At 44.3% G+C, this 14,794-nt stretch carries 13 protein-coding genes; 7 read left to right on the top strand and 6 right to left on the bottom strand.

Annotation, left to right across the window (positions count from 1 at the left end; all coding sequences use genetic code 11):
• On the top strand, nucleotides 1–587 hold a 587-nt coding region (locus tag ACTXGO_RS00775), incomplete at its 5' end, for a LysR family transcriptional regulator substrate-binding protein (RefSeq protein ID WP_443573130.1).
• 63 nt (nucleotides 588–650) lie between these two features.
• On the opposite strand, the gene ACTXGO_RS00770 is transcribed toward ACTXGO_RS00775, so the two are convergent.
• Complete coding sequence (locus ACTXGO_RS00770; RefSeq protein ID WP_443573129.1) at nucleotides 651–1,787, bottom strand: glycerate kinase; 1,137 nt, start codon at nucleotides 1,785–1,787, stop codon at nucleotides 651–653.
• Between the two features lie 119 nt (nucleotides 1,788–1,906).
• Here ACTXGO_RS00770 and cobT point away from each other — a divergent pair, with 119 nt between their 5' ends.
• From cobT to ACTXGO_RS00750, 4 genes are all read left to right on the top strand, one after another.
• The gene (cobT, locus tag ACTXGO_RS00765) at nucleotides 1,907–2,965 is read left to right on the top strand and encodes a nicotinate-nucleotide--dimethylbenzimidazole phosphoribosyltransferase (RefSeq protein ID WP_443573128.1); all 1,059 of its coding nucleotides are present in this window, start codon (nucleotides 1,907–1,909) and stop codon (nucleotides 2,963–2,965) included.
• On the top strand, nucleotides 2,965–3,852 hold the full coding sequence (cobS, locus tag ACTXGO_RS00760; protein WP_443573127.1) for an adenosylcobinamide-GDP ribazoletransferase: 888 nt from the start codon (nucleotides 2,965–2,967) through the stop codon (nucleotides 3,850–3,852). The genes cobT and cobS overlap by 1 nt, the downstream gene beginning before the upstream one ends.
• Nucleotides 3,853–3,887: 35 nt before the next feature.
• Complete coding sequence (locus tag ACTXGO_RS00755; protein WP_435949155.1) at nucleotides 3,888–4,445, top strand: histidine phosphatase family protein; 558 nt, start codon at nucleotides 3,888–3,890, stop codon at nucleotides 4,443–4,445.
• A 112-nt stretch (nucleotides 4,446–4,557) separates the two neighbouring features.
• On the top strand, nucleotides 4,558–6,507 hold the full coding sequence (locus ACTXGO_RS00750) for an acyltransferase family protein (RefSeq protein WP_435949153.1): 1,950 nt from the start codon (nucleotides 4,558–4,560) through the stop codon (nucleotides 6,505–6,507).
• 110 nt (nucleotides 6,508–6,617) lie between these two features.
• Here ACTXGO_RS00750 and rplI read toward each other — a convergent pair whose 3' ends face one another.
• The 5 genes from rplI to ppsA all read right to left on the bottom strand — a co-directional run bounded on the left by rplI (nucleotide 6,618) and on the right by ppsA (nucleotide 11,730).
• A complete protein-coding gene (rplI, locus tag ACTXGO_RS00745) occupies nucleotides 6,618–7,130 on the bottom strand; it encodes a 50S ribosomal protein L9 (protein WP_317200328.1) in 513 nt (170 codons plus the stop codon).
• Nucleotides 7,131–7,150: 20 nt separating this feature from the next.
• Nucleotides 7,151–7,381 (bottom strand): 30S ribosomal protein S18, encoded by a 231-nt coding sequence (rpsR, locus tag ACTXGO_RS00740; RefSeq protein WP_010198808.1) that lies wholly within the window; start codon nucleotides 7,379–7,381, stop codon nucleotides 7,151–7,153.
• A 16-nt stretch (nucleotides 7,382–7,397) separates the two neighbouring features.
• A complete protein-coding gene (rpsF, locus tag ACTXGO_RS00735; protein WP_435949150.1) occupies nucleotides 7,398–7,790 on the bottom strand; it encodes a 30S ribosomal protein S6 in 393 nt (130 codons plus the stop codon).
• Between the two features lie 282 nt (nucleotides 7,791–8,072).
• Entirely contained in the window at nucleotides 8,073–9,044 is a 972-nt protein-coding gene (locus ACTXGO_RS00730; protein WP_443573126.1) for an RDD family protein, read from the bottom strand.
• A gap of 301 nt (nucleotides 9,045–9,345) precedes the next feature.
• Nucleotides 9,346–11,730: a phosphoenolpyruvate synthase gene (gene ppsA, locus ACTXGO_RS00725; protein ID WP_443573125.1), complete on the bottom strand. Its 2,385-nt coding sequence runs from the start codon at nucleotides 11,728–11,730 to the stop codon at nucleotides 9,346–9,348.
• Between the two features lie 321 nt (nucleotides 11,731–12,051).
• On the opposite strand from ppsA, the gene ppsR reads away from it, so the two are divergent.
• Both ppsR and sthA read left to right on the top strand, forming a co-directional pair.
• The gene (ppsR, locus tag ACTXGO_RS00720; RefSeq protein ID WP_317200403.1) at nucleotides 12,052–12,918 is read left to right on the top strand and encodes a posphoenolpyruvate synthetase regulatory kinase/phosphorylase PpsR; all 867 of its coding nucleotides are present in this window, start codon (nucleotides 12,052–12,054) and stop codon (nucleotides 12,916–12,918) included.
• 326 nt (nucleotides 12,919–13,244) lie between these two features.
• Nucleotides 13,245–14,723, top strand: coding sequence for a Si-specific NAD(P)(+) transhydrogenase (gene sthA / locus ACTXGO_RS00715; protein ID WP_435951054.1), 1,479 nt, complete (start codon nucleotides 13,245–13,247; stop codon nucleotides 14,721–14,723).
• Nucleotides 14,724–14,794: the final 71 nt, after the last annotated feature.

The following is a 14,794-nucleotide window of genomic DNA, read 5'->3' as shown; positions in this document are numbered from 1 at the left end:
TGATGTCTCCTGGCAGCGTAGGCTTAAAGTTGTATCCGCAGCTTTTGAGCTTACAACAACAGTATCCACAGTTGGTGATTGACTATCGCTTTGCACCAAATAGCGATATAGAGCGAGCGCTTGCGAATCACGACATTGATATTGGATTTATGACGGATATCTCAGATGATGAGGGAATAAGTTGCCAGTCAATAGCTCAAGAAGCGCTGATACTGGTGACGCCTGCGACTACTAATGAACCAAGTTGGGAGGCGCTCATTGAGCTTGGGTTTATCGATCATCCTGACGGTGCTCATCATGCCAGTATGCTACTGAGCGCCAATTATAGCGAGTTCCAGCATATTAATGACTTTAAGAAAAAAGGGTTTTCTAATCAAATTGGCTTGATTTTGGAGCCTGTTAGTAGGGGGCTTGGCTTTACCGTATTACCAGCACACGCGGTTGCAGCGTACGCAAACCCTGAGCTTATTAGCAGTCATCGTTTGCCAATACCAGTGAGTGAAACGTTATATCTTGCCGTGCGGCGACAGCAAGCCCTATCTAATAGAATGCACACTGTCATTAACGAGGTAAAAAAGTGGTTGTAAAATTATAAAGAATAGCGATATTTAGATTTGATGTTAGTCAATGAATGAACTTGCGGGCTATTTCTATTTCATAACTTGCCCTAGCTTCATGGCAGCGGCAATATTGACCGCGGTAGTCTCAATATTTTCATAAGCGTTGTTTAGTACCTTATCAAGGGTGTCCAGCTTTTGAATACTCGGCATGACGACGTCAAACCCAGTAGTCTGAGTAGGATTTAAGCCGTCAACGCTACCGCAAATAGCGATTATAGGCTTATCATTTGCTTTTGCCATCATGCTAATACCGCCAGCGACTTTACCCATTAAAGTCTGCGCATCAAGCTTGCCTTCACCAGTAATCACCAAATCAGCGCTAGCAATATGCTCTTCTAGACTAACGGCCTCAGCCACGGTATCAAAGCCTGATTTAAGATTAGCTTCGCAAAATGTCGTTAAGGCAAAGCCAAGACCGCCTGCTGCCCCTGCGCCTGATATATTTTGACAGTCCTGATAGCCATGCTGTCCAGATACCATTGCAAAGTTATTTAATGCTTTGTCCAGTAGTTTAACTTGCTGTGGGTTAGCTCCTTTTTGCGGGCCAAAGATAGCGCTCGCGCCAGATTCGCCGCATAACGGATTGGTCACATCGCAAGCGGCTTCAAAGACCGTATCTCGCAGCTTTGGATGAAGGGTTGAGCCGTCTATCTGCTTTAAGTTGGCCAGTTCGTTACCGCCTTGCGCCAAAGGCTTGCCATCATGGTCATAGAAACTCATTCCTAAGGCCATGAGCATACCAAGACCAGCATCATTGGTGGCACTGCCGCCCAGACCGATAATGATGCGTTTGACGCCTTCGCTCAAAGCATCAGCGATAAGTTCGCCAACACCGTAGCTACTGGCAATGAGTGGATTTCTTTCTTCGTTCGTTAATAAGTGCAGACCGCAGGCTTGCGCGATTTCAATCACGGCAGTCTTATTTTCTAATAGCAGATACTTGGCAGTAATCGGTCGCATTAATGGATCATTCACATCTACGTTTTTCCAGCGTCCACCAAGCGCGTAGGACAACATCGCAGAGGTGCCTTCACCGCCATCTGCCATGGGTAATAAACTATAGTCGGCATCAGGAAAAACCTGATTAAATCCAGATTGGATAGCGCGGCACACCTCGATTGCTTCTAGGCTTTCTTTAAACGAGTCAGGGGCGATTAAAATTTTCATGAAGTGCTCTTGGAATTATGCAAGTTTGGCTCGTGCAACTAGTCTAATCATATCATTATAAATGGGATAATCTGCTACCATAGTGCCCTGTTCCATTTATAACCTTTAGGATGATAGCCTTGACCACTTTTACCGCGCCAACCATTGCCAATACAGAAAATAATAACCTACGTCAGCAGCTACAACAGATTATAGACCTAAAGACCAAACCACTTGGCGCACTGGGTCGCTTAGAGGCATTGGCACTGCAATTGGGCATGATTCAAGGGACGCTCACACCGCATATTGAACAGCCACAGATTCGAGTATTTGTTGCTGATCATGGTTTAACTAAGCATGGAACCTCAGCCTATCCAAGTGCCGTCACTGCGCAAATGGTATATAATTTCTTGCAAGGTGGTGCTGCTATCAATGTCTTGGCACGTCAGCACAATATCGAGCTAAAGGTAGTCGACGCTGGGGTGGATGCAGACTTTGCCAATTCTCCTTTTAAAGACCATCCACAATTGCTTGACTACAAAGTACGACATGGTAGCCGAGACGCGCTAACAGAGCCCGCCATGACCGAAGCGGAGTGCTTAGCTGCGCTAAATAATGGCATGAAAGTGGCCGAAGATTTAGCAGGTAATCTGTTGATCGTCGGTGAGATGGGCATTGGCAACACATCAGCGGCGAGTCTTTTACTGGCACGATTAGGTGATGTACCGATTGCTGATTGTATTGGTCGTGGTACCGGTCTCGATGATACAGGTCTACAGCATAAGACGGATATTTTAACGCAAGTATTGGTACGTCATAGCGAGGCACAGTCTCCATTGGACGCGCTTGCTGCATTAGGCGGGCTTGAGATAGCCATGATGGCAGGTGCGCTGATTCAGACCGCCAGTGAACGACATATTTTATTAATCGATGGCTTTATTGCCAGCAGTGCTTTACTGGTTGCGGAGCGCCTAGCGCCTGGTGTCGCCCAATATGCTATTTTTGCCCATCATTCAGTCGAGCCAGGACATGCGCATTTATTAAAATTACTAAACGCTGAGCCGTTACTTAATATGGGTATGCGCTTGGGCGAAGGTAGCGGCGCGGCGCTTGCTTATCCATTATTGCAGTCCGCTTGTGCCATTATCAATGAGATGGCAAGCTTTAGTGATGCGGGTATTAGTGAGCAAAACAACTAATGTCACAGCCATTAAAGCAGGAATCAAAACAGTCATTAAATCAGCCAGAGCCGTCACAGCAGTCATCGTCTAAAGTAAGTGTTGGGCAGTTTATAAAGCACGAATGGATATTGTTACTGGTCGCCATTCAGTTTTTGACCCGATTGCCAGTTCCGCCATTCAAAAATTATAATCCCCAATGGCTACACCAGAGCAGCCGTCATTTTCCCGCAGTCGGTTTGCTGGTTGGACTACTTTGCGCTGGCGTGTTTTGGCTTGCTAGTGTTTTATTCACGCCCCTCGTTGCTGCGGTGCTAAGTACGGTATTCGGGATTAAGCTCACGGGTGCTTTTCACGAAGACGGTCTTGCGGATAGTTGCGATGGTTTGGGGGGCGGTCTGACTCGCGAGCGCACGCTGACTATCATGAAAGACTCGCGCTTGGGGACATATGGCGTGTTAGGGTTAATCTCTGCGCTATTACTAAAGATTTCTTTATTAGCCACCATGCCGTTATTGGTAGCTATTGTCGCGCTGATTATTGGCCATACTGCGTCGCGTTTGCTATGTATTAGCCTGCTTGTGCTGCTGCCGTATGGCGGTGAGATAGAACATGCCAAAGCCAAGCCTATGGCGCAGCAGTTGACAGCGTTACAAGGATTGTTCAGTAGTGGTTGGTTGCTCGTGGCAGGAGTTTTAGTAATGGTTATATCTCCTAATGCCATACAGCAGATTAGCATCGGTCAGTGGTTATTAGCCTTAGTGTTGGCGCTAGTTGCCACTGAATATATGCGGCGCTTATTACGTAGGCGTCTGGATGGCTATACTGGCGATGGTTTAGGGGCGACACAACAGCTGAGTGAAGTCGCTATTTATGCTGGGCTCGCTGCCTCTATACCTTTTTTATAATTCAAAAGAAATCTTTAGAAAAGGCTAATCAATTAATGACTCTTTACATTTGGCGTCATCCTAAACCTATTGCTGCTGAGGGTATTTGTATTGGGCAAACGGACATAGGGGTAGATAGGCGTAAATTAAAGCGTCTTGCCAATCAAATCGAGCGATTTACCCGTTTGCATCAATTACCTAAAGTCATTTGGGTAAGCCCATTACAACGCTCCCTAAAAGTCGGACAGATACTGGCGCAACGTGGTTTTCAGTATCGAGTCGCGCCTGAGCTTGCTGAGATTAATTTTGGCGAATGGGATGGTCGCCCTTGGGAGCAAATCGCTAAGCAAGAGATTGACGACTGGTGCGATAACTTTGCGCACTTTACGCCAGATAATGGGGAAAGTCTGCAGCAGCTATTTGACCGTGTTGAAGGCTGGTTGGCGAAAAGGCTCGTTGAACAAGGCAACACCCCAATACTAGCAATAGGTCATGCGGGCTGGATTAATGCTGCCAAGATGATTACCAGTGGACAAGATATACCACAAGTCGCTGCCGACTGGCCACGTTCAGTGGATTATCTAGAGCGCATTGATATAGCATTGTCTTTATGATTTGATGCTCTTTGAAGACATTGAGAAGTGAGTAGTCAGACACCCTTTATGTTCAGAAATGAACGTAAACTATATATTGCTATTTTTAAACAGGTACCTAATCATTAAAGCTATGAAGTTTAGACAAGATATCAACGGTCTTAGAGCTATTGCAGTCATCGCTGTAGTACTGTTCCATTTCAACGCTTCTTGGATGCCAGGCGGTTTTGCAGGCGTTGATGTCTTCTTCGTCATTTCAGGTTTTTTGATGACAGGGATAATATTTCGAGATATTGATCAAAAAAGATTTTCGCTTTCGAGATTTTATGTGGCTCGTGCGAATAGAATTATTCCAGCCCTTGCACTGCTTTGTACGGTGCTGCTTATCTTTGGTTGGTTTTTTCTAACGCCGCCTGAGTATCGACGTTTAGCGAAGCATGCGGCTACGAGCATAGGTTTTGTCTCCAACTTTATTTACGGCACAGAAACAGGCTATTTCGATGTGGCATCTCATGAGAAGTGGTTATTGCACAGCTGGTCGTTGTCAGTGGAGTGGCAGTTTTATATTGTTTATCCGCTGATATTGGTTGCCCTAAATAAGCTTGTGTCTTTAAAAGCTATGCGCATTATAGTGCTGCTATCGACAGTGTTTGGTTTCTTATTTAGTGCCATAGCAACTTATCAATGGCCTGTTTTGTCTTACTATTATCTGCCTACTAGAGCTTGGGAGATGATGCTTGGCGGGGTCGCTTATCTTTATCCTTTTACTCTAAAACCGCAACAAAAAAGAGCGCTTGAATGGATAGGGCTATTCCTAATAATTGGCTCTTACTTTTTAATATCAGCTGCTAATCCTTGGCCAGGTTATTTGGCTGCTTTTCCTGTAGTCGGTGCTTTTTTAGTTATTCAAGCGCAGCGTGATACTAGTGTATTCACTAGCAATATTATCTTTCAAAAATTAGGGGCTTGGTCTTATTCGATTTATCTATGGCATTGGCCTTTGGTCGTCGCTATATACTATTTTTCATTGAGTGAGGCTTATATTTATCTGGGCATGGCACTCTCAATTGTGCTGGGGTTTTTGAGTTATAAATACGTAGAAAATATTCGGTTTAAAAAAGCACTTACGAACCGTTCTAGTTATTTTTATAATAAACCGCTTTTGATGGCAGTAGTTATCATAGTCATAGGTGGTACCTTGTACGCTAAATCTGATGAGATCACGCCCCATAGGTTGACAACAGATCAGATATCCATCATTAATCAGCAACAAGAGGATCCTAGAGAAGCCGTTTGCGGTAAAGTTGAAAATGGTCACTCTCCTGCTTGTATTTATGGCGAGGGTGAAATCAAAGCTATTGTTATAGGCGACAGCCACGCTCAAGCTCAAAATGTTGCTATTGGTGACAGAGCGGCGCTTCACGGAGGCAGTATTGTAAGCTTTGGTATGGCAGCTTGTCCTACGATAAAAGGGGTATTCAAAGTTGACGATAATGGCAAAAACCCAGATTATAATTGCGGACAGCTGGTAGCTAACGTTATTACTACCGTGGCGACACAGTATCCAGATATACCTGTTATTATCATAAACCGCGTGTCTGAATACCTGAATGGTCCCAACGAAGAAACCACTACTTTCTCCTTATCACCCAATAAATTTGTCGATAAGATTTTTATGGACATAACAGATGACTACAAAGAAAACATAACGGGTCATATGGTTGATACGATATGTGAATTCGCTAAAAACCATCCTGTTTATTTACTCAAACCTACGCCTGAAATGAAGAAAGATGTGCCTATCACTATGTTTAGATCAATACTATTGAAAGGCGCTAATAGCAATATTAAGATGCCAGTTGATGAATATGACCAGCGTCATCAAGATGCTTTTAGAATGCAAAACGAAGCAGCAGAGCAATGCGGTGCAAAAATACTAGATCCTCTTCCTTACTTGTGTGACAAACAATGGTGTTACGGCGATATAGATAAGGTACCTCTTTATTTAGATGATGATCACTTAAGCCTCTACGGCTCAAAAGTCATCGCGCCCGTTTATGACGAAGTGTTAATTTCAAATTAATGGCACATTTTTAGCCTTTAATATGATTCATCATCAAATCTATAAATACAAAAAAGCCAGCAACATAGAGTCACTGGCTTTCTTTAGACTTAAACGAGATGTTCTAAAAATTACTCTTCAGAAGTCTCTTCGCTCTCAGCATTGTCTTCTTCTACGTCAGCATCTTCGTCATCGCCATCTTCAGAAAGAATGGTGACCAAGATAGTTGCCGTAACGTCATGATGCAGCTGAATATCAACACTGTACTCGCCGATTTGACGTAGCGTGCCTTCAGGCAGCTTAATCTCAGCGCGGTCTACTTCTAGACCTGAGTTAGTCAAAGCTTCAGCGATATCGCGCGTACCAATAGAACCAAATAGCTTGCCTTCGTCGCCTGATTTTGCACGCATAATGACATTAACGTCAGTTAGCGCATCAGCACGTTCTTGAGCAGTAGCGACTTCTTTAGCTTCTTCAGCTTCAAGTTCAGCGCGGCGCGCTTCGAACTTTTCGATATTCGCTTTAGTAGCAGGTAGAGCCTTGCCATGAGGGATAAGAAAGTTACGTCCGTAACCTGGTTTTACATCGACAGTTTCACCGAGTTTACCCAGGTTGACGATACGCTGTAACAAAATAATTTGCATGAGTCACTCCTAGTTAACAGTTAACCCTGATGATTATCAGTGTACGGTAATAGCGACAAATAGCGAGCTTGCTTAATAGCAGTGGCAAGCTGACGCTGATACTTTGTAGACGTACCGGTAATACGGCTCGGTACGATTTTGCCATTGTCACTGATGTACTGTTTTAGCAATTCAACATCTTTATAATCGATGTGAGTGATGCCCTCAGCAGTGAAACGGCAGAATTTGCGACGGCGATAGAAACGTGCCATAAGTATTCTCCTTTAATTAGTCTTCACTGTTGTCGTTATCATTGTCGTCTGAACGACGTGGAGTAGTAGCTTTGCGTGCACGTTTTTCATCGGCATTTTTAGCTAACTGCGACTCTTCAGTGACCGCTTCATCACGGCGCATGACTAAGCTACGGATGATGGCGTCGTTATAACGGAACAGCTCTTCAAGCTCAGCTAAAGTCTCACCGTCAGTTTCAACGTTAAATAAAACGTAATGAGCTTTGTGAATCTTGTTGATTGGATAAGCCAGTTGACGGCGGCCCCAATCTTCTAGGCGGTGGATTGCGCCGCCATTGTCTTGAACTAACTTGATGTAGCGCTCAACCATGCCGACCACCTGGTCGCTTTGGTCTGGGTGTACAAGTAACACCAGTTCGTAATGTCGCATTTGGACTCCTTACGGATTAGTAGCTACCGGCCCTATGCAGGTAGCAAGGAGATTTATAAGGTAAACTTAGTCTTAAATTTTATAAAATGTAGTGTCAGCTTTTATAAGCATTAGATTTTATAAAGTAGGGACGAGAAGCTTAGGATATAAAGCGCCGTATTATAGCAGCACTCAAAGGTTAATACAAAGTCTAATATCATATCTTCGAAAACAATACTTTCGAAAGCGAGCACTCACAAAAAAGCAGCGACCAAGCGCTGCTCATTCTGTACTGATTTGCACCTACTTTATTTTTGGCTGTTTGACCAACTGGCTACTATCCGCTTTTACCACTAAGGTTTTAGCTAGTTTATCATGCCAACCAATGTTCTCAGCACTTTTAGACGCCATATAATAATGTACGGCAATGACGACAAAACCTAAAAAGCTAGTAAAAGAAAACAACAAGTTATAAATAATAAATAGCAACAAGGTACGCATACCGATCAGTTTGATAAATGACGGCAGGCGATGAGTCGTTTGATCAACAACGCGAATACCTGTGAGTAGCTTACCTAATGACTGTCCGCGCATAGTGATGAACACCAGCTGCAAAGCAAATAGACCAAACACCATCACTTGCGACATCATCAACGTAGAGCTTGGCAAGCTCTCCATCAAGGTCATAGAATACTGATAAGCGGCGTCCATATCTTGGATGTTTTCAAACTTGCTATAGTCAATATCAAGCTTAGTCAGCGCAAGTACCAAAGGCAAAATCGCAAGTACATATAACAATGCATTAATAACCGTTGCTAGCATGCGAGACATGATAGGCGCTAATACCACATCGCCGAGCACCTTGTCCGTCGCTAGCGCCTTAGGGCTAGATTTATTGAGTGAGACATTATTTGGCTTATGCAGAGGATTACTCGTCATGCCACCTTTGACGTCCGCTTTTGGGCGCTCAGGTTTGCCGTACAATCTATCAAGAGAGACGTTGTTGCCACCTTGAGCGCTGTTGGGCGTATCCTCTGGAAACACGGTCACATTATTAATAATTGAATCGTCATGACTGGTATCATTAGTCACAACTGTGCTGGGTCTGTACACAGGCTGATTGCCCGTCAGATTACCGATTCGTTGCCACTGATCTAAACCTTCATGCCATATCAGATCGTCCAGCGTCACTTCACCAGAGGCCAGCATGATGTTGAGCTGGTTTAAATCATAAGGACCTGCTTGTACGTTATTTCGAGCGAGAAAAATTTGCATAGTAGGTTATTTCTTAATTCGCTATTTATGAATTATGGTATTGGGTCAAAGTTGCTTATAACAAGAGCACTGTCATAAAGCCAGCACTAACTCTAAGTACCTTATTGTAAACGTTTGCAATAGCTTTTGTCAGCCAAACTTTGCCAGTTAAAAATAGTTAAAGAGTAAATACAACTTAGGGCCTGCCTGCCATCTCATTAAAAACAATGAAAATGAGCAAACAAACCCTAAAAGGTAGTGCTAATGACTCTTTATGCTGACGTTACGCAACTTATAAATAATTATGAGTCGCTACAAAACGCTATTTAGCTTCTTCACCTGCTAAGAAGAACCAAGTATCTAGGACTGAGTCTGGATTTAGTGACACCGAGGTAATCCCTTGCTCCATAAGCCAAAACGCTAGATCGGGATGATCCGATGGCCCCTGACCACAGATACCGATGTATTTACCCGCCTTGTTACAAGCTTCAATAGCCATAGACAGCAGCTTTTTGACAGCTGGATCACGCTCATCAAATAAGTGTGAGACGATACCTGAATCACGATCAAGACCTAGGGTGAGCTGGGTTAAATCGTTTGAACCAATCGAGAAGCCATCAAAATGCTCTAAGAACTCATCAGCGAGCAGAGCGTTGGTTGGCAGCTCACACATCATGATAATGCGTAGACCGTTCTCGCCGCGTTTAAGACCATTATTTTCTAGTAATTCAATGACTTGCGCCGCTTCATCAACGGTACGCACAAATGGAATCATAATCTCGACGTTGGTCAAACCCATCTCGTCACGTACGCGTTTGAGCGCTTTACACTCAAGCTCAAAGCAGTCACGGAAGTTGTCAGAGACATAACGACTGGCGCCGCGGAAACCGAGCATTGGGTTTTCTTCTGATGGCTCGTATAACTTACCGCCCAAAAGATTGGCATATTCGTTTGATTTGAAATCTGACATACGTACGATAACCGGCTGATCCATAAAGGCAACAGCGAGCGTTGAGATACCTTCAACCAATTTATCAACATAAAAATCAACAGGTGACGCATAGCCTGCAATACGCTCAGTGATGGCTTGTGATATCTCACGCGGCAGACTATTCATGTTCAGCAATGCTTTTGGATGCACGCCAATCATACGGTTGATAATAAATTCAAGGCGGGCAAGACCAATGCCTTCGTTTGGCATCTGTGCAAATGAGAAGGCGCGGTCTGGATTACCGACGTTCATCATAATCTTAAAGGCAAGCTCTGGCATAGACTCAATAGAGTTGGTCTGCACGTCAAAGTCGATCTGACCTTCGTAGATGAAGCCTGTATCGCCTTCAGCACAAGAAGCAGTCACGTCTTGACCATCGACCAAAATTTCAGTGGCATTACCACAACCGACGATAGCAGGAACGCCAAGCTCGCGCGCGATAATAGCCGCGTGACAAGTACGCCCACCTCGATTGGTGATAATAGCAGAGGCACGCTTCATGACCGGTTCCCAATCAGGATCGGTCATATCAGAGACTAAGACATCACCGTCCTCAACCTTGTCCATCTCGTTCAAATTACTGACAACGCGCACTTTACCTGAACCGATACGCTGACCGATTGAGCGACCCTCACAAAGGACTTTGGCGTCGCCTGTGTTGATAACGTAGCGTTCCATAACGTTGCTGTCTTGACGGCTCTTGACGGTCTCAGGACGCGCTTGGACGATGAAGATCTCGCCGCTATCACCGTCTTTGGCCCATTCGATATCCATTGACTGACCATAGTGCTTTTCGATGACCACCGCTTGCTTAGCAAGTTCGGTCAGCTCATTGGTCGATAATGAGAACTGCATGCGCTCTTGTTTTTCGACATCAATGACTTTAACAGATTTAGCCGTGCTGCCTTCATCGCCGTAGACCATTTTCTTGTGTTTGCTGCCCAAGTTGCGGCGAACCACAGAAGGCTTATCATTAGCAAGCAGGCGCTTAGAGACATAAAACTCATCAGGGTTGACCGCGCCTTGCACGACCATCTCGCCCAAGCCATAGCTTGAAGTGATAAAGACCACTTCATCAAAACCACTTTCGGTATCTAGCGTGAACATGACGCCCGCAGCGCCCGTCTCTGAGCGTACCATACGCTGAATACCAGCAGATAGCGCCACGCCTTCGTGCTCAAAGCCTTTATGTACGCGATAAGAGATAGCACGGTCATTGTACAAGGAAGAAAAGACTTCTTTAATAGCGACAAGCACGTTATCGATGCCGCGAATGTTCAGATAAGTCTCTTGTTGACCAGCAAATGAGGCATCAGGTAGATCCTCTGCTGTCGCTGACGAACGGACGGCAACCGCGACGTCTTCGCCGCCACTCATCTCTTCAAACGCTTGACGTACCTCTTTTTCAAGATCTTCTGGCAGCTCTTGCTCTATGATCCAATTACGGATTTTTTTACCCGTAGCAGCAAGCTTATTAACGTCATTAACATCTAAGACTTTAAGCTCATTGTTAATCTTATCAAGCAAACCCGTTTCTGTTAAAAAACGGTTAAAAGCATCTGCCGTAGTCGCAAAGCCGCCAGGAACACTAACGCCCAAATCAGATAGGTGACTGATCATCTCACCGAGTGACGCATTCTTGCCGCCAACCGTATCAATGTCGTTTTTTCCTAGCTGATCTAGATTGATTACAAGTGCTGAAGAGTGCGCTGCCATGATAACTCCAAAAAATAAGGTTATTTAGTAAGGATTATAATGGTGGATTATAACGCTATATTTAGCAGATTTCGAGAGGTGCAATCAAAATTTTTTGAAAATTTACAAACTATAGCGTCAAAAAAGTAGTTTTTACCAAATTAAGTCTATCAATACCATAAACAGACTATATTGATGTATAAGACAATAGTATGGCGCTTGGCTCAAATCTGGGGCAGTTATGGTAACATTGGTTGGGATTACTGACTTATATATAGGTATAATGACTACAATCAATTGAGGTACTTAGCTATGTATTCAAGCCATCCATCCGAACCAGACATGCCTACTATTCAAAATCATCATGCGCTCAGCTTAGACAACTCACAAACGATAAGAACGGCGTTTTTTATATCAGACGGTACTGCTATCACTGCTGAGACTTTGGGTCGCTCTATTTTGAGTCAGTTCGCCTCAGTACCTTTTGAGACCAAAGTATTGCCTTATGTCGATAGCCTAGAGCGTGCTGAGAGCGCGGTTGAGCAGATTAATTTGGCTTATCAGCGTGATGGTTTACTGCCTTTTGTTTTTGATACGATTGTGAGCGACCAGATTAGAGAAAAAATCAATTCTGCGCATAGCTGCAACTTGGATATGTATGAGGGTTTGATTGGGCGCATTGCAGAGGAAATAGGGGTTGAGCCAGACGCGCACTCAGGCCATGCTCATGATAATGTAGACTCTGAAACTTATAAAGAGCGCATCGATGCGGTGCATTTTGCTCTGGATAATGATGATGGCGCGCGTACTCGTCATTATAGTATGGCAGATATCATCTTAATTGGTGTCTCACGCTCAGGCAAAACGCCAACCTCTTTATACTTAGCGCTACAATTTGGTATTCGCGCCGCCAACTATCCACTAACCGAAGATGACTTGTACGATAATCAACTGCCCAAATCACTACGTGAGCACAAAGACAAGCTGTTTGGTCTGATGATTGACACCGATCGTTTGGTAAAGATACGCCAAGAGCGCCGAGCAGGCAGCCGCTATTCTAGCTATCAGCAGGTGCAACAAGAACAGCGCGCCATACAAGGTATTTATACCTCACAAGGTATACCCAATCTTGATGTTTCAGAGATGTCTGTTGAAGAGATCGCCACGCGTATATTGCAAATGACGGGTCTTAAACGCCGTATTGGTTAGGGCGTGTTTGATACTTAAGTTTTAGATACTTAAGTTTTAAGTGTTTAAGTTTTAAGTGTTTAGATTTTAATAGCGTCATAATAAAACTCAATTAAATAGATAGCATGGCTATCGTAAATAAAGAGGGTCCAATGGGAAGTAAAAATAAGAACGAGACGACAGATCAAAAAGACATCAATCATGATGAGACCAATAACGTTGGTGAAGATACGCAGACTGAGGTCTCAAATAAAGAGGGCGGCAAAGTTGCGCTGCCAGAGCAGACACACGATCAGAGCAAACAGGAAAAAATTGAACAAACGCACGAGCAAGTCACTGATGATGTTATGCATCACCCCGATTTGGTTAACCCGCTCGATGATAAGCGTATCGATATCAAATCAGGCTTTACCAAAGACTCACAGCGTATCAAAGGCGATAAGCATGATTTTGAGTACGATGCTGTCATCCTAGGAGCCGGTCCCGCTGGTGAAGCGGCTGCTATGAAGCTGACTAAGTCTGGCAAAAAAGTCGCCGTCATCGATCCACGTGATCAGGTTGGTGGCAACTCAACGCACGTCGGCACTATTCCAAGTAAAGCCCTTCGCCAATCGGTATTTAACCTCATTAATTTTCGCCGTGATCCTATGTTTACCAAGGCGCTTGAGTATCAGCAAGTCCCACTTAACAAAGTACTGGCGAACGCACGCAAGGTCATACGCAGTCAGGTTAGTACCCATACGCGCTTTTATGAGCGCAATAGAATCGATGTGATTCAAGGTTGGGCAAGCTTCGTCGATGCCAATACCTTGCGCGTTGAAACGGATGAAAACATCTTTGAAACCGTCACCTTCAACAAAGCCATTATTACCGTGGGTAGCCGTCCTTATCGTCCTGATATCTTAGACTTTGATCATCCGCGAGTTTTTGATTCTGACAAAATTCTTCAGATGGATTATGTTGTCAGAAAGATCATTATCTATGGTGCTGGCGTGATTGGCTGTGAGTACGCTTCTATCTTTACCGGTCTTGGTTATAAAGTTGATCTGATCAATAATCAGGGCAAACTGCTCAGCTACTTAGATAGTGAGATCAGCGACGCTCTAGCGCATGACTTTAGACAATTTGGTGTGCTTATCCGTAATAATGAGGAAATTGATCATCTTGAGACACATGATGATCATGTGGTCTTGTATCTAAAGAGTGGTAAGAAAATCAAATCCGACGCTATTTTGTGGTCAAATGGACGCTCAGGAAACACAGAAGGGCTAAATTTAGCAGCAATTGGTTTAGAGGCCAATAGCCGTGGTCAGCTCAAAGTCGATGATACATACCGTACTGAGGTTGAGAACATTTACGCGGCAGGTGACGTCATCGGTTGGCCCTCTCTTGCCTCTGCCGCTTATGATCAGGGGCGCTGCGCGGCGGCATTTATGACAGGGGATAGCGACGCAGAACCGGTCTCTAGCGTGCCAACGGGTATCTATACCATTCCTGAGATCTCAAGTATCGGCAAGACAGAGCAGGAGCTCACGGACGAAAAGGTTCCTTATGAGGTCGGGCAGGCGTTCTTTAAGCATCTAGCGCGCGCACAAATCATCGGTGAGCGTACTGGCGTACTCAAAATACTCTTTCATCGTGAGACGCTAGAGATACTAGGTATTCATTGCTACGGTAACCATGCCTCAGAGATTATTCATATCGGACAGGCGGTGATGAAATGTAACGCAACGCTTGAATATTTTGTCAATACCACCTTTAACTACCCAACGATGGCAGAGGCGTACCGAGTAGCGGCGCTAAATGGTCTCAATCGGGTATTTTAATTATCCTGTGAATTGAAAAGTAACTTAGATTTAATATTAAAAAACGTCTACTTAACGGTAGGCGTTTTTTT

The sequence above is a fragment of the Psychrobacter sp. T6-1 genome, assembly GCF_052258445.1.
Note: the sequence above shows the minus strand (reverse complement) of the source record. Positions and strands in the feature narration are given on the sequence as shown.

What these genes read in the sequence shown, in the direction of transcription:
- rpsR (WP_010198808.1), bottom strand. Translation starts at nt 7,381, where the DNA reads ATGGCACGTTTCTATCGCCGTCGCAAATTCTGCCGTTTCACTGCTGAG.
- ppsA (WP_443573125.1), bottom strand. Translation starts at nt 11,730, where the DNA reads ATGGCAGCGCACTCTTCAGCACTTGTAATCAATCTAGATCAGCTAGGA.
- sthA (WP_435951054.1), top strand. Translation starts at nt 13,245, where the DNA reads ATGCATCACCCCGATTTGGTTAACCCGCTCGATGATAAGCGTATCGAT.
- ppsR (WP_317200403.1), top strand. Translation starts at nt 12,052, where the DNA reads ATGCCTACTATTCAAAATCATCATGCGCTCAGCTTAGACAACTCACAA.
- ACTXGO_RS00755 (WP_435949155.1), top strand. Translation starts at nt 3,888, where the DNA reads ATGACTCTTTACATTTGGCGTCATCCTAAACCTATTGCTGCTGAGGGT.
- ACTXGO_RS00730 (WP_443573126.1), bottom strand. Translation starts at nt 9,044, where the DNA reads ATGCAAATTTTTCTCGCTCGAAATAACGTACAAGCAGGTCCTTATGAT.
- cobS (WP_443573127.1), top strand. Translation starts at nt 2,965, where the DNA reads ATGTCACAGCCATTAAAGCAGGAATCAAAACAGTCATTAAATCAGCCA.
- rpsF (WP_435949150.1), bottom strand. Translation starts at nt 7,790, where the DNA reads ATGCGACATTACGAACTGGTGTTACTTGTACACCCAGACCAAAGCGAC.
- ACTXGO_RS00750 (WP_435949153.1), top strand. Translation starts at nt 4,558, where the DNA reads ATGAAGTTTAGACAAGATATCAACGGTCTTAGAGCTATTGCAGTCATC.
- rplI (WP_317200328.1), bottom strand. Translation starts at nt 7,130, where the DNA reads ATGCAAATTATTTTGTTACAGCGTATCGTCAACCTGGGTAAACTCGGT.
- ACTXGO_RS00770 (WP_443573129.1), bottom strand. Translation starts at nt 1,787, where the DNA reads ATGAAAATTTTAATCGCCCCTGACTCGTTTAAAGAAAGCCTAGAAGCA.